The 14,894-nt window shown below is 42.3% G+C and carries 13 protein-coding genes and 1 pseudogene; 8 read left to right on the forward strand and 6 right to left on the reverse strand.

Annotated elements, in window-relative coordinates:
- Positions 1–102: 102 nt before the first annotated feature.
- Positions 103–1,536: a sodium:proton antiporter NhaD gene (gene nhaD, locus EV690_RS00125; RefSeq protein ID WP_165872608.1), complete on the reverse strand. Its 1,434-nt coding sequence runs from the start codon at positions 1,534–1,536 to the stop codon at positions 103–105.
- Between the two features lie 436 nt (positions 1,537–1,972).
- Here nhaD and EV690_RS00130 point away from each other — a divergent pair, with 436 nt between their 5' ends.
- The 3 genes from EV690_RS00130 to EV690_RS00140 all read left to right on the forward strand — a co-directional run bounded on the left by EV690_RS00130 (position 1,973) and on the right by EV690_RS00140 (position 4,039).
- Positions 1,973–3,184, forward strand: coding sequence for an aminotransferase class V-fold PLP-dependent enzyme (locus EV690_RS00130; protein ID WP_131910917.1), 1,212 nt, complete (start codon positions 1,973–1,975; stop codon positions 3,182–3,184).
- On the forward strand, positions 3,181–3,594 hold the full coding sequence (locus EV690_RS00135) for a SufE family protein (RefSeq protein WP_131910918.1): 414 nt from the start codon (positions 3,181–3,183) through the stop codon (positions 3,592–3,594). The genes EV690_RS00130 and EV690_RS00135 overlap by 4 nt, the downstream gene beginning before the upstream one ends.
- A 235-nt stretch (positions 3,595–3,829) precedes the next feature.
- Positions 3,830–4,039: a cold-shock protein gene (locus EV690_RS00140; protein WP_131910919.1), complete on the forward strand. Its 210-nt coding sequence runs from the start codon at positions 3,830–3,832 to the stop codon at positions 4,037–4,039.
- A gap of 87 nt (positions 4,040–4,126) precedes the next feature.
- Here the strand turns inward: EV690_RS00140 and leuB are convergent, their stop codons facing one another.
- The 5 genes from leuB to EV690_RS00165 form a co-directional block, all read right to left on the reverse strand.
- On the reverse strand, positions 4,127–5,230 hold the full coding sequence (gene leuB, locus EV690_RS00145; RefSeq protein WP_131910920.1) for a 3-isopropylmalate dehydrogenase: 1,104 nt from the start codon (positions 5,228–5,230) through the stop codon (positions 4,127–4,129).
- A gap of 95 nt (positions 5,231–5,325) precedes the next feature.
- Positions 5,326–6,768, reverse strand: coding sequence for a TyrR/PhhR family helix-turn-helix DNA-binding protein (locus EV690_RS00150; protein ID WP_131910921.1), 1,443 nt, complete (start codon positions 6,766–6,768; stop codon positions 5,326–5,328).
- Between the two features lie 2 nt (positions 6,769–6,770).
- Positions 6,771–7,100, reverse strand: a complete 330-nt coding sequence (locus EV690_RS00155) for a 4a-hydroxytetrahydrobiopterin dehydratase (RefSeq protein WP_131910922.1) — start codon at positions 7,098–7,100, stop codon at positions 6,771–6,773.
- A gap of 56 nt (positions 7,101–7,156) precedes the next feature.
- Positions 7,157–8,167 carry a TIGR01620 family protein gene (locus EV690_RS00160; protein WP_131910923.1) on the reverse strand — a complete coding sequence of 337 codons (1,011 nt, stop codon included), beginning with the start codon at positions 8,165–8,167 and terminating at the stop codon, positions 7,157–7,159.
- A gap of 32 nt (positions 8,168–8,199) precedes the next feature.
- Entirely contained in the window at positions 8,200–9,564 is a 1,365-nt protein-coding gene (locus EV690_RS00165) for a YcjX family GTP-binding protein (RefSeq protein WP_131910924.1), read from the reverse strand.
- 351 nt (positions 9,565–9,915) lie between these two features.
- Here EV690_RS00165 and EV690_RS00170 point away from each other — a divergent pair, with 351 nt between their 5' ends.
- From EV690_RS00170 to fabV, 5 genes and pseudogenes are all read left to right on the forward strand, one after another.
- Positions 9,916–10,887, forward strand: coding sequence for an ABC transporter permease (locus tag EV690_RS00170; protein WP_131910925.1), 972 nt, complete (start codon positions 9,916–9,918; stop codon positions 10,885–10,887).
- A complete protein-coding gene (locus tag EV690_RS00175) occupies positions 10,871–11,761 on the forward strand; it encodes an ABC transporter permease subunit (RefSeq protein WP_131910926.1) in 891 nt (296 codons plus the stop codon). Before EV690_RS00170 ends, EV690_RS00175 begins: the two co-directional genes overlap by 17 nt.
- Positions 11,761–12,759 carry a peptide ABC transporter ATP-binding protein gene (locus EV690_RS00180; RefSeq protein WP_131910927.1) on the forward strand — a complete coding sequence of 333 codons (999 nt, stop codon included), beginning with the start codon at positions 11,761–11,763 and terminating at the stop codon, positions 12,757–12,759. The genes EV690_RS00175 and EV690_RS00180 overlap by 1 nt, the downstream gene beginning before the upstream one ends.
- A 110-nt stretch (positions 12,760–12,869) precedes the next feature.
- Positions 12,870–13,535: pseudogene (locus EV690_RS00185) on the forward strand (ATP-binding cassette domain-containing protein); the annotation flags it as partial.
- 106 nt (positions 13,536–13,641) lie between these two features.
- Positions 13,642–14,841, forward strand: a complete 1,200-nt coding sequence (gene fabV / locus EV690_RS00190) for an enoyl-ACP reductase FabV (protein WP_131910929.1) — start codon at positions 13,642–13,644, stop codon at positions 14,839–14,841.
- Positions 14,842–14,894 lie beyond the last annotated feature (53 nt).

Genomic DNA, 14,894 nt, shown 5'->3' on the forward strand with positions numbered 1-14,894 from the left:
CCTTACCTGCGTAACTATTTCATTCAATGATATGGCTCACCTGTAAGATTTTTCTTTAAAAGCAACCAACGCGGTGTACCTCTAAGTACACCGCAGATTGGATTAGAACAATGCAGCATTGATCCATAAATGGGTCATAATCGCCCCGATATACCCAAGAGCAATAACCGGGAACCAGCGCAAATGACCAAAGAAGGTATACATTCCACGAGCTTGCCCCATCAAAGCAACCCCTGCGGCAGAACCAATAGATAACAAGCTACCACCAATCCCTGCCGTCATTGTTACCAACAACCATTGACCTAAACTCATAGTTGGATGCATGGTTAATACCGCAAACATCACCGGAATATTATCAACAACAGAACTTAACACCCCAACGACAATATTGGCATAAGTCGGATTCCAGTTCGCGTACATAGCGTTAGAGACCAACTGTAGATAGCCAACAAATCCTAGCCCACCGACACACATGACTACGCCATAAAAGAATAACAGCGTATCCCATTCGGCCTTGGCAATACGATTAAAGACATTAAATGGCACGACACTTCCCAAGTAACTCAGAGCTTCTTGATCCCCCCGAGCATGAGCATCAGATTTCAAAGCAGCCAATTTTTTCGGGAAAGTACGACGTAAATAGAACCCCATTAATTGTAAATAACCCAAACCAAACATCATCCCCATCACCGGAGGTAGGTCTAATGAGTTATGCACATATACAGCCGTCGCAATCGTCAGTATAAACAACGCAATAATTCGTTTGCCGCCCCGTTGCATCGCAATATTTTCACTGGTTGATTTAACGGGTCCTCGTGGAATAAAGAAAGTCATAATTACGGCTGGAATGACAAAATTGACCACCGCAGGGATGAACAAATCAAAGAACTGATTAAAGTCAACCACCCCTTTTTGCCAGACCATCAGGGTCGTGATATCCCCAAATGGGCTAAAAGCTCCCCCGGCATTGGCACCAACCACAATGTTGATACACGCCATATTAATGAATCGCTTTTCACCTTTAGCTACTTTTACAACTACCGCACACATCAATAATGCAGTGGTCATATTGTCCGCAACTGGCGAAATCACAAAAGATAACACGCCGGTGAACCAGAATAAGGCTCGATACGATAATTGCTTACTCACCAGCCAGCAACGCAACTTATCGAATACTTGGCGATCTTCCATTGCATTAATATATGTCATAGCGACTAACAGGAACAATAACAACTCTCCATACTCTTCCAAGTTTGAGCTGAATGCCTGTTCAACCCACGCCGCATGGGGTGAGCCTCTCTCAGCTAAACCAATTGCAAACCAGATAATCCCTGCTGCAATTAATACTGGTTTGGACTTATGTAACAGAGTCAACTCTTCGGTTGCGACCAAGAGATAAGCAACAATAAAAACGATCAAACAGAGCCATGCTGTTGATGTTCCAACGAGTTGAAGGTGGGGAGTAGAGCTCTCAGCTAAAGCGGGGAAACTAAAGCCTAACATTAGCCAAACGCTCCAACGAAGATATTTAGACATAATCATTCCTGTTAGTGAATTCGCGTTCTAGACAGCAAAGCGCAATAGATGACCTCTGCTGCTATTTACCAGATAACCACAAATCCATTTGTGTGTATAGATAACATCATTGATAACTCAATGATTAATAATAACTATTACTTTCAGATCAAGAGATAACCTGCTGCAACGAAAAAATACTGGGTATAAATTGTGATACGAATCACTATAGGCCAAGTTGATGAAGATCAGCTATCGCAATTATATTGAAATATAATTTCATATACGTGTTATTATATAACCAATCATGACTCAAATTTTCACAATTCCGCAGCTATGTCCCGATTTCAAGGCGACTTAACAAACCAATAAATGAATCTCCGTTCACCTATCGATGGTGTTAAATATTCACTGAAATCAAGTTACAATAGTCGCCTGTTTTTAAGGAATAGTTTTCATGAAATCGTTCAATCCCGATGAATTTAGAAATCATTTTCGTTGTTTTTCAACTTCTGAGACACTTGGGATTTATCTTGATAATGCTGCGACAACGCAAATTCCTGATGAAGTCCTGCAAGCTCTAGCCAGTTATTATAGTTCCGGTAGATCAAATGTGCACCGCTCTTCGTATCCATTAGCCAATAAGCTCACACAGCAATTTGAACAAGCCCGAACCATTGTCGCTCAATGGCTCAATGGATCAGCCAGAGGAGTGATATGGACATCAGGAACGACCGATGGATTAAATCGCTTGGCTGATGGCTTAAGAGGCCATTTTAAATCAGAACAAACCATCCTCGTATCCGCTTTAGAGCATCATGCCAATTTGGTTCCTTGGCAACAACTATGTGTAAAGGATAATCTAACACTAAGGATTATCCCTACGACTGAAACGGGTGATATTGATTACGCGGCCTACCAACAACTACTGCAAATTCATAATGTTGCTGTTGTCTGTTGTTGTCACGTTTCCAATAGTTTAGGCGTATGTAATGATGTCCAGGAGATCACTCGACTCGCTCATCAACATGGTGCTTTAGCCATTATTGATGGCGCCCAAGCCGTCGCTCATTTAGATATTGATCTTCAATTAATCGATTGCGATGCATATCTATTTTCTGGCCATAAAGTTTATGCGCCGACCGGTATTGGCGCAATAGTGGGACAAACTCACTTTTTAGAGCAGCTACAACCCTGTCGCTTTGGTGGCGAGATGGTGAAAAAGGTCACATATCAAGATGCCACTTTTCGCGAACTGCCCTATCGTCTTGAACCTGGCACACCGAATATTGATGGCGTTCTTGCGCTTAGTGCCGCAATTCGCTTTTTAAGTGCTCATCAAGAAGGCAAACAAGCATACGAGCAACAACTTTTAGCGTATTGCGAATCGCAATTACACCAAATTAAAGAGCTCACCATCCTTGCCCATCCGAAGCACCGCTGTGGTGTTATATCCTTTGTCGTTAATCACGTTCACCCATTTGATATCGCAGATTGGTTAAATAACCAACAGATTTCGGTGCGCTGTGGTTTCCATTGTGCAATGCCTATCACCGAACAATGGGCCCATCAGGGGAGTCTTCGGATATCGCTAGCAGCCTATAATACCTTCTATGAAATTGATCAATTTATTGAGTCACTCAAACAGGCGATTGATATTAATTTATGATGATTTACCCACAAACATCGAGCTTGCCTGATTGGCAAAGCTTACAAGTTTTATTCACTTCAGCGACCAGTTATGAGGAACGCTACCGTCAATTATTATTATTAGGCAAAAAATTTCCAGCAATGCCAGAGGATTATCGTCAGGAACAAAATGAAGTATCCGGATGTGAAAGTCGCAGCTGGGTTTATACAGAAAAAAATCAATTATGGTGCGATAGTGAAGCCCGTATCATTCGAGGATTAATGACTATATTATTAAGTTTAGTGAATCATTCAGATTATCAATCAATAAAATCGATTGATTTAATCGCTAAGCTCGAACAATTAGGACTCCGTCATTATATTAGTGAATCACGAATCAATGGTATTCAAGCAATATGGCAACAACTCTCTGCTTTACAAACAATATAATGTGATATTAATCTCGTTTAAGTTCAATTTTTTCTAATTATATTGGCTAATTAATTCGATTTTTTATTCCTATTAGAAAGCTCTTGCAGCTGCTTAGAGTAAGTGTAATACTGGATTAGTTTGGAATAATTGGCAATATTTATGTTTTTCAATGATCATGTATATGCTCCTGTAACTCATAAGTACGTCTGTTCTTTCAAAGTAACACGAAATTTATTAAATGCAGGATCATGATATGTCTACACGATTAACTGGCACCGTTAAATTCTTTAATGAAACTAAAGGGTTTGGTTTTATTTCTCAGGCTGAAGGCTCTGATGTATTTGTACACTTTAGTGCAATCCAGTCTGATGGGTTCAAGACCTTAAAAGACGGTCAGCAAGTCGAATTCACATTAGGCCAGAGCCCGAAAGGCCCTCAGGCAGAGAACGTTGTTCCTCTGTAAGTAAACGGCATAGAATAAACAAAAATAGCCGCTCAGTGCGGCTATTTTATTTAAAGACCAAAAAGTTATGGCCTTTATCACTATTCTTTATACGGGCATTTTTTCTAATTCTAATACCACCATATCACCAAATTCATCTGTCTTAATTAATTTAACATCCCGCCCTTTAGCAAGATCAGGTGTGCAGTAGCCTTTTGCAAAAACAGATTGCATCGCCTGCCAGAGATTATTGGCTTCTTGCTTCATACCAAAGCTCATATCCAACATCAGAGCAACTGAACCAATCATCGAATATGGGTTAGCGATATTCTGCCCAGCAATATCCGGGGCACTACCATGAGATGGTTCATAATAAGACTTTTCTGGACCAACACATGCTGAAGGCATTAACCCCAAAGATCCCAGTATTCCTCCCCCAAGATCACTTAAGATATCGCCAAACATATTTTCCATAACCATCACATCAAATTGCTTAGGATCCAGACATAAATAAGTTGCTGCCGCATCCACCAGAATATGTTTCACTTCAACATCTGGGTAGTCTTGACCAACTTCACCGACAATTTCATTCCAGAGAACACTTGATTTAAGTACATTACTTTTATGGATATTATGTAATACTTTTTTACGTGAGCGAGCCGTATTAAAAGCAACTTGAACAATCGCCCGAATCTGCTCTTCATCATACTCAAGCAATTCTTTCACATAGCGTTTGCCATTTGCATCAACGCCAGTTTTTTTCTCACCGAAATACAATCCTCCGACCAGTTCGCGGATAATCATAAAATCGACGCCATCTCCAATGACTTCTTCTTTCAGTGGTGAAAAAAACGATAGTTCTTTCGGTAAGTAGACGGGCCGAAAATTAGCAAATGTATTGTATCGGCGCCGCATTGGCAGCAAAGCACCTCGTTCAGGCTGCTCATCGACCGGAATCTTTTGAGACTGCTCATGACTTAGGCCAATCGTTCCTTTGAGGATAGCATCGGCTTCATCACAAATTTTTATCGTCTTTTCAGGAAATGCTTTACCAGTCTCAAAATAGGCTGCTGCACCAAATAGTGCTTCTTGCAAATCAAAGCTTACATCTGCATGACGTTTCTCGACAGCTTTAAGCACTTTAATCGCTTCATTCATGATTTCTGGACCAATGCCATCACCAGCCAGCAACGCAATTTTATACTGTTTCATTCGTAACTCCTGAAGGATAATCTTTAAATTCTCATACCAAGTAACATCTCAAGACAGCAGATAGGTCAGAGATTATCTGATTGATTCATTTAAAATTAAGTTATTTTATGTTCTTTAAGCTTCTTTGCTACAGCCGTATGTGACAATCCGAGTTTTTTTGCTAATGCTCGAGTACTTGGGAACTGCGGGTAATAATAGCTTAAAAGTAATTTCTCAAAATCTGCCATCGCCTGGTGATAGTCTTTATCAAGTAAACCACAAATCGCAGTGTCAGCATTAGCATGCTGATTAGCGTAACGAATATCTTTCGTTGACCAGGCGCGAAGACCAGTATGTGCTATGGTATCACGTAAAACCTGCAATAGTTGGCTAATATTGCCTGGCCATTGACATTTTTTAAGGAATTGTTGCACCGAACGGTTCAAAATAGGTGATTGTGCCCCTTTGCTTATGAAATATTCATTCAACCATGCTTGCGCTAACTGAACACTGTCCTCCGGACGCTCTCGCAAAGGTGGTAAACGAATGATCTGCCCAAATGCACTATAAAAAGAAACTTCGCCATATCGGGCAATAAGTTCTTCAGGAGAGAGTAATGAAGTATAAACCGCTTGAGCGACAAAATGCATTTGCGCAATAATTCTAAGTATTTGTTCCGAGGTAAAACTTTCGATCTGATAAACGAGCACCATCTCTGGACGGCTGGCAGCCAGATCTAAAAGTTGCTCATCTAATGCCTCATCATGAATCGGACCAGAAATAACGGTCATATCACCCGCTGAATTACCACGGAAATGATTCAACAGCTGAGCACAAAAGCGTTTTCCCGTTCCCACTTCACCATAAATCAACACGGATCGCGGTAAACTGGCAATCTCTTTGATCTGTTCAATAATGCGGATATATTCCGGGTCGTGAGCGATTAAGCCAAATGGCGCAAAACTATCGCGAATGCTCGCTAAATCTAAATCCGGAATGAACTGACTATCAGAGCGAAAACTCATTAAAGCGCTTGGAAGGTGAGACAGCGACAAATTATCGACCAGTGGTTCAACATAAGCTCGGTAGGCTCTCCCCCCTAAATAAACTTCAATAATTTCAGGGCGACCATTATCACGACCCAACCAGCGCGTAATAGAAAAACCTTTGACCCAGTTCCCCAATGGTTGCCCGATCAGGTCCCCCATTAAACATCGGCAAACATAACTCACAGCCTGGTTGGTTTGTAAAATTAAACCATTGCGATCAATTAAAATAACAGGATAAGAGATTTGGTTAAGTAACAATTGCAGTTCCCGACGCCCCAGCTCTGATGGAACAACATCAACCGTCCTCGCGTCATAGATCTGCTCATTGCAACGTAGTGCTCCGAGCATCTGTTTTAAATCACTAAACTCAACTTTTGAAATAGTGACATACAGATAGCCCGCTTGATTCGATTCAATTGCTTCAAGACTGACTTGATACTGATTCAATACATCAAAAACTGAGGAAACGACGTCAATACCACAAGGGCATACTATTTCCAAACACGTCATAATTATCCCACATTTCGTTCTGCCAGTTCATCACAGCGTGCTGCCATAATAAAATCCATTTCAGTCAAGCCCTGACAGGACTCGCTCCACCAAACGACTTGGACCCATTGCGACTGAATCGTCAGACGTGGATGGTGATTCTCAAGCTGAGCCATATTCGCAATCTGATTCGCTAACAACATCGCATCAGCAAATTGAGTGCAGCGGTATTTTTTGACCAGACGAGAAGCATTATCCACTTGTTGCAATTGCCAATGGTCCAGATGAGAGAGCAATTGGGAAATTTGCGACTGATCTAACGCGTTAGCCTTAATTTGTTCATTCTTAGCCATCTGTGGCACTCCTTAACTCCTCATAAATCCAATATAGCCGATTCAACCGGCAAAAATCACCCTTTGCTAGACATTTGCATAATATCTTTTAACAATTGGCGTTGTACTGACGCCAATTTGGGCATCTGTTCGGCTGAGAGTTTAAATGGTCGGCAAACTTGCAGACACTGATATCCTAAACGGGCCGTCAATAATCCGGCACTCAAACCATCAGCAGCACTAGCCGATAATTTGCGAGTCAATCCAGTCCCCATCATCTCGACCCCCATATCACTGATCACCTGTGAAACGCCAGCAAAAGCAATATTCGCCAATACCGTTTTAACCAATAAAGTTTGCATCATCATGCCCGATGGTAATCCATATAAGCGGGCCATCTGTCGCATCATGCATAAATTCCGCCACATCATTAATGCCATGTCTAAACTCGCAGATGGACTCAGTGCCAACATGACAGCCGACTGGGAACTGTAACGCAACACTAATTTTTTGGCTTTTTTATCTTGAACACTTAGGACTTTATTTTCAAAAAATCCCAGAATTTCTCGGGTTTCATGATAAGGTTCCAATCCAGCTTGCCAATGGTCGCTGTTTTCCCCCATGTTCAGAGCCATTTGATTAAGTTGTCTGATCAGCTTCTCTTTAGGTGCACCCGAGGCAGAAAACTGTGCAGATAAATCAAGATTAGAGCGTTTTTTAAAACGGTACACAGCCCAAAGCTCGCGTAGAATAGCAATAAAAATGATCAAACTGACTACAACCACTGCAACCGAATATAACGAATTCGCGCCCCACGGCTGAAAAATTAGTTGGTCAACAGCCCGGAACAACGGCCAGATAATAATCACCGCCAATCCTAGCGCTAAGGCTTTCCAATACCATTGAAGTTTTAAGCTTTGAGATGGTTTATCAACATCAAATGATAAATCATGGTTATATTCATCTTCGTCAACTCGTTGCCAGTTTGGATCACTGGTAAAATCGATACGCTCTGATAATGAGTCTTCGACAGGTGAATCATTTTCTAATTGAGATGAAAAATTTTCTCGTTGTGCGAGTTTATTCATACCAACCTCCCGGCTCACAGCAGCGAACGATGTTATACAAGTTTATCGCCTATTAAATATTCTAATAACGCATCAAGACGCATATGTTTCATTGGCTGACCGACTGGCGTTGCAATAGGCAAAAACGAAGGATAATCAAAATGATGGGTATCCCAAAAATGTGCCTCAGGAACCTCTTTCGGAACGCCACCAGGAAAAACATTCAACCATTGCCCCGTCTTTAATTCTTTGCCTCTCAGGGCCGGCTTATTCTGGATTTTTCCCTGCTCTGTTGCTACCACAGCACTAGTGACCATCGTCTGATACTCGATACCGTTAAACCGTAATCGCCCCATTGCACTGGCCAACAAATCATCGATCAATAACGACAAAGCGGGATATTGATCCATCGTAATTCGGTCCGCTTGAGTAGCGGCAAACAAAACTTTATCAACACGGGGAGAAAATAGCCGATTCAATAAACTCCGTCGCCCATAGTTGAAGCTTTTTAACACTTCACTCAGTGCCTTTTGCAGTTCAGAGACGGCACTTGGCCCATAATTAAGAGCATCGAGGACATCGACTAAGACAACTTGGCGATCAAAACGGCTAAAATGTTCTTTATAAAAAGGCTCGACAATGTGACGTCGATAATAGTCATAACGCTGTTGTAGTACTTTAAAACAACTCTGTTTTGAATATTGGCTACTATTGGAAGCCATTTTGCCTACCCAAGGGAAAAACTCCAGCACAGGAGCATCGTTAAGTTCACCGGGTAATAACAGCCGGCCCGGTGTCAACCAATATCCGCCCTGCTGGCGCGAAGCGACTAAACATTGTCGATAATCCTGAGCCATCTCTTTTAATGGGACATCAGCGGCCTCAGCAGATGGATCTAACTCGCTGGCTTTACGTAAAAACGGCTCCGCCAATGGATTAGATTCAAGCGTTTTCCGAACATTATCACTCCATTGCTGGTAGGACTGCTCTAACAGAGGCAAATCTAACAACCACTCACCTGGATAATCAAACAAATCCACCAACAAGTCGCGGCGAGGAGTCAGCTTTTGACGCAGACTCCCTTGAGGCTGGTAGCGAATCGTCAACCGAATTTCATTCAACGTTTCCGTCGCTTGTGGCCATTGCCCATTGGCAAGCTGCTCACGTAATGGATCGTATGGGAATGTCGGAATATGCAACAAATCATAACGAGATTGCGTACATCCCAGTAATCGTCCACTCGATGCGACTTTCCACATCGATAAATTAGCTTTATTCCAATTGAGTAAGGCATCTATCAAAGCCGTGACAAAGGTTGTCTTACCACTTTGGCGAAGACCTGTCACCGCGATACGTAGATGTTGGTCTGTCCCTCTTTTAAGCCACTCCCGCCCAACAGTTTGCCAATTTGAATGCAAATAGCCCCCTTTAACCTCGCTCTAAACATTTATCACATAATGAATTTGACACTATGTCAATTTAAGTTTTTAGTTTAACTGATTGAAGTATGCATGAAAAAAACACAAATAGAGGTCAAATGTGTAAAAATTGTCCTGATTATTGGTGTTAAAACAAAAAAATATATCAAAACGGTAGATACTGATGACCAGAGGCTTTTATAATTCGTTCCCAAAATCATCATGTATTCTTATTTTATGTATCATGTTTTTTGATGGTTTAATGCGATTGAACCTTAGTCAATCATCTTAAATATTATGAGGGTAATGCTGAAAGGGATTGCCTTAACGATTAACGACAGGAAGTAAACGATGCTACGTTACTTCATCAGGCGTATCATGCTATTGCTGATAACGCTGCTTATTCTCAACCTGATTGCGTTTGGATTAGATCGCTATCAAAATGGCGGAGTCGTCCCAGAACATGGGAATGTAATCTTCTTATTTGGTCAATTTGTCTGGGATAATTTACATGGTCAATTAGGTGTTTCTCCAGTTAGCGGACATGAAGTCATGCATGATATTCTTCGCGTGTTCCCTGCGACATTGGAACTGTGTTTTGCATCGTTCATTATTTCGCTCATCATCGGGATCCCGTTAGGAGCAGTCTGTGGATTATTCCGTCGCCATTGGATCCGTCGAGTGATCATTAGCTTAACGATGGTCGGATACAGCATTCCAGTTTTTTGGTTAGCCATATTATTCGTGATGAACTTTTCTCTTGACCTGGGATGGTTTCCTGTTGCGGGACGATTTAATCCGTTACTGTATATCCCCCATGTGACTGGTTTTAGTTTAATTGATGCTTTTTTAATGCCGGCACAAATCCGTCATGTTGCAGTTATGTCGGTCTTACATCACTTAGCGCTCCCAGCACTGGTATTGGCTATTTTGCCAACCACAGAAGTGATTCGACAGCTCTCGAGTGCAATGACAAAAGTGATGCAAGAGAACTATATTAAAGCGGCAGCCCTGAAAGGGTTATCAAAATCAGAAATTGTCTTTCGCCATGCACTTCGCAACACATTACCCAATATATTCCCTACATTAGGCTTACAATTTGGCAGTGTTCTTACCATGGCAATGGTCACTGAAACCGTATTTTCATGGCCAGGAATTGGTCAATGGCTCATTAATGCTGTCTATCAGCATGATTATGTAGCCATCCGAGGTGGCATGTTAGTTGTTGCCAGCTTTGTGATCTGTGCGACGGTATTGACCGACCTGTTCACTGCGATGACGTATCCTATTCGTCGCAAGGAGATTTATGAGCAACTCAAATAATATCTTTGCTGAAGAATATATTCCGTCAACACCGGTTCGGATTTGGCGTAATTTTCATAATAATCGACTGGCGATGATCGCATTTTGGATTTTGCTCGTATTTATCGTTTTAGCTATCGCGGGCCCGTATTTGGTGATACATCCAATTAATCAGATGAGTTCTCATCTGTTGATCCCGCCATCATGGGATGATCTTGGCTCAATGGAGCATTTCCTGGGAACCGATGATTTAGGCCGTGACGTTCTATCTAGGCTGATCTACGGCACGCAATTAACCTTTGGTGGCGCGCTGCTTGTCATTTTAATTGCACTGTTTATTGGGGTCCCGGTCGGAATTTTAGCGGGGGTAACTCGAGGGTTCAAATCAAGCGTGCTACACCATTTAATGGATACCACGCTTTCTATTCCTTCATTGTTGCTGGCGTTATTATTCGTCTCACTGATGGGCATGGGGTTAGAAACAACGCTATTAGCGGTAACGTTAGCGCAAATTCCTAAATTTATCCGTTCGACATTTTCAGCTGTCGTTGAACAGATGCAAAAAGAATATTTGATGGCTATCAAGCTGGATGGGGCTTCTCATTTTCATATTCTTAAATATGGCATCTTGCCTAATATTCTTGAAACCATTGTCAGTCAAACAACTCGTGCTCTCTCGTCGGCGATTTTGGATATCGCTGCTTTAGGGTTTATTGGGATTGGAGCACAACCGCCATTACCCGAATGGGGAGCGATGATGTCAGCAAGTCGAGACTTATTACTCGTCGCACCTTGGACGGTAACGCTACCGGGAATCGCCATGGTGATCTGTATTCTGTCAGTCAATGTAGTCGGTGAAGGTTTGCGACAGGCGCTTAATGAGGGGATCGAATAATGGCATTGCTCGATATCCGCAATTTAACAATCGAAATTGAAACCCCTGCTGGATTAGTCAAAGCGGTCGAAAGAGTCAGCTTAACTATGGCTGAAGGCGAAATTCGCGCATTAGTTGGAGAATCAGGTTCAGGTAAAAGTCTCATTGCAAAAGCACTACTTGGAGTGACCAAACCAACCTGGCGAATCCGCGCTGATCGTATGCGTCTGGGGAAACTTGATCTGCTCAGTTTAACCCCGAAACAACGCAGGCAGATGATGGGGCGTGAAATAGCCATGATCTTTCAAGAACCTGCGAGTTGCTTGGATCCAGCAGAGAAAATTGGTGAACAGCTGATTGAAGCCATACCTTGGAGTTTATTTAAAGGTAAAATCTGGCAGCGGATTGGCTGGCGCCATAAAGAGGCTCGGAATTTATTGCATCGGGTTGGAATAAAAAATCCACGACGTATTATGCGTAGTTATCCTTATGAACTTTCCGATGGGATCTGCCAAAAAATCATGATCGCGATGGCGATTGCGGGTCAACCACGGTTATTGGTTGCTGATGAGCCAACCACGTCGATGGAAACAACCACTGCTATGCAGATTTTGCGTTTGCTCGATAAGCTCAGCAAACTCAATAACACAGCGGTATTATTAATCAATCACGATTTTCGAACATTAGCTGATCTAGCCGATCAAGTGACTGTCTTATATTGTGGCCAAACAGTTGAGTCAGGACAATCCAAGCAGGTACTGGATAATCCACATCATCCATATACATCGGCATTAATCAATGCCGTCCCTAATTATCTTGATGGTCTGGAGCCCAAAAGCCGTTTGCCCTCTCTTCCCGGTGCAACGCCATCTTTACAACACCTGCCCATTGGCTGTCGACTCGGACCTCGCTGCCCTAGAGCGCAACGTGAATGTGTGCAACAACCAGCACTTGTGCAATTTAAGAATCACTATTTTGCCTGTCATTATCCACTGAACTTTGAAGAGGATCGTGGATGAGCGCATTATTAGAAGTAACGAATTTATCACAGCATATTCGTGTGCATGATAATTGGTTTAAACGCCATTCGATACCTATTTTAAAATCCGTCAATCTCACTTTAAAACAAGGGCATACGCTATCATTAGTGGGCGAATCGGGTTCAGGAAAATCAACTTTAGCAAGACTCATTGCAGGATTAAATCGCCCCACTGAAGGAGAAATTAGTATCAATGGGGAAGTTTTACACTATGGTGAAAATGCCAAGCGTTGCAAATTGGTTCGAATGATTTTTCAAGACCCCAATACTTCATTAAACCCACGAAACCGTATTGGTCGAATCTTGGAAGTACCACTGGCACTGAATACGTATATGACGGATCGTCAACGTTCTGAGCGTATCGCATCAACCTTGAAACTAGTCGGATTACTCCCTGAGCATGCGCAATATTATCCGCAGATGCTCAGTAACGGCCAAAAGCAGCGAGTTGCCCTCGCTCGCGCACTCATTCTCAACCCCAAAATCATTATTGCAGATGAAAGTATCTCATCACTGGATGTCTCTGTACGTTCACAAATCATTAACCTATTATTGGAGCTGCAAGAACGATTCGGCTTGAGTTATATTTTAGTCTCCAACGATTTGGGGATGGTAAGTCATATGAGTGACCAAGTAGCAGTGATGCACCAAGGAGAGATTGTCGAATGGACTCAGACAAAAACTCTATTTGAAAGCCCGCAACACAGTGTGACGCAACGATTGCTTAATGCTTACTATACCGACTTCAAAAAGTAATGTTCATATGAGGCTAACTAAGTTAGCCCTTGGTTATGTTATGATATACGCGTTTTACATTCGCCTTATTCAGTTAACAATTGAATAAGCCAAAGGAACCATATAGATGATTATTAAACCTAAAATTCGTGGATTTATTTGCACGACCACCCATCCTACAGGCTGTGAAGCTAATGTGAATGAGCAGATTAGCTATGTGAAGAGCAAAGGCGCAATTGCCAATGCCCCTAAACGGGTTTTGGTGATCGGTGCATCAACTGGGTATGGCCTAGCCTCGCGAATTACCGCTGCCTTTAGTGGTGGGGCCTCTACACTAGGGGTCTTTTTAGAAAAAGCACCTAAAGAAAAAAAACCTGGCTCAGCAGGCTGGTATAACAGTGCAGCGTTTGAAAAAGCAGCTCATGCCGAAGGCTTATATGCCAAAAGCATTAATGGTGATGCATTCTCGAATGAAATTCGTCAAACCACAATTGAGCAAATTAAAGCCGATCTGGGGCAAATCGACTTAGTTGTTTATTCTTTAGCCTCACCTGTTCGAAAAATGCCAGATACAGGCGAAGTCATTCGTTCAGCCTTAAAACCAATTGGTCAATCCTATAAAGCTACAGCAGTAGATACAAATAAAGACGAGCTATTTGAAGCAACCGTCGAAACTGCAACCCAAGAAGAAATTGACAACACAGTTAAAGTGATGGGCGGTGAAGATTGGCAGCTGTGGATGGGCGCTTTAAAAGATGCCGGTGTATTAGCCAAAGGCGCTCGCAGTGTTGCCTATAGTTATATTGGAGCTGACTTAACATGGCCTATCTATTGGCATGGCACAATCGGCCAGGCGAAAAAAGACCTTGACCGTGCAGCAGCTCAAATCAATGCCAGCCTAGAAGATATTGAAGGTGGCGCCAATGTTGCCGTACTGAAAAGTGTTGTCACCCAAGCAAGTGCAGCCATTCCCGTCATGCCATTATATCTAGCAATGGTCTTTAAAGTCATGCAAGAACGAGGACTTCACGAAGGCTGTATCGAACAGATCCAGCGTTTATTTGAACAGCGTCTTTATGGCCAAGCTGATCAAATCCCTCTGGATGACGAAAACCGGATTCGCTTAGATGATTGGGAACTCCGTGAAGATGTCCAGTCGGCCTGTCATGAATTATGGCCACAACTGACGAGTGAGAATTTTCAGGAAAAAACAGCCTATCAATTCTATAAAAAAGAATTCATGCGATTATTTGGATTTGGCTTAGATGGTGTCGATTATGACGCAGATGTTAATCCAATCGTTCCATTTAGTCCCATTGAAGTGTAATCTGCTTTTTAGTCGTTCTGATAACAAAAAGCCATCTCATAGAGATGGCTTTT

This window comes from Celerinatantimonas diazotrophica (genome assembly GCF_004339545.1).
Lineage (GTDB): Bacteria > Pseudomonadota > Gammaproteobacteria > Enterobacterales > Celerinatantimonadaceae > Celerinatantimonas > Celerinatantimonas diazotrophica.

Coding starts and splice junctions, on each gene's coding strand:
- nhaD (WP_165872608.1), bottom strand. CDS start 1,536: ATGTCTAAATATCTTCGTTGGAGCGTTTGGCTAATGTTAGGCTTTAGT.
- EV690_RS00130 (WP_131910917.1), top strand. CDS start 1,973: ATGAAATCGTTCAATCCCGATGAATTTAGAAATCATTTTCGTTGTTTT.
- EV690_RS00135 (WP_131910918.1), top strand. CDS start 3,181: ATGATGATTTACCCACAAACATCGAGCTTGCCTGATTGGCAAAGCTTA.
- EV690_RS00140 (WP_131910919.1), top strand. CDS start 3,830: ATGTCTACACGATTAACTGGCACCGTTAAATTCTTTAATGAAACTAAA.
- leuB (WP_131910920.1), bottom strand. CDS start 5,230: ATGAAACAGTATAAAATTGCGTTGCTGGCTGGTGATGGCATTGGTCCA.
- EV690_RS00150 (WP_131910921.1), bottom strand. CDS start 6,768: ATGACGTGTTTGGAAATAGTATGCCCTTGTGGTATTGACGTCGTTTCC.
- EV690_RS00155 (WP_131910922.1), bottom strand. CDS start 7,100: ATGGCTAAGAATGAACAAATTAAGGCTAACGCGTTAGATCAGTCGCAA.
- EV690_RS00160 (WP_131910923.1), bottom strand. CDS start 8,167: ATGAATAAACTCGCACAACGAGAAAATTTTTCATCTCAATTAGAAAAT.
- EV690_RS00170 (WP_131910925.1), top strand. CDS start 9,916: ATGCTACGTTACTTCATCAGGCGTATCATGCTATTGCTGATAACGCTG.
- EV690_RS00175 (WP_131910926.1), top strand. CDS start 10,871: ATGAGCAACTCAAATAATATCTTTGCTGAAGAATATATTCCGTCAACA.
- EV690_RS00180 (WP_131910927.1), top strand. CDS start 11,761: ATGGCATTGCTCGATATCCGCAATTTAACAATCGAAATTGAAACCCCT.
- fabV (WP_131910929.1), top strand. CDS start 13,642: ATGATTATTAAACCTAAAATTCGTGGATTTATTTGCACGACCACCCAT.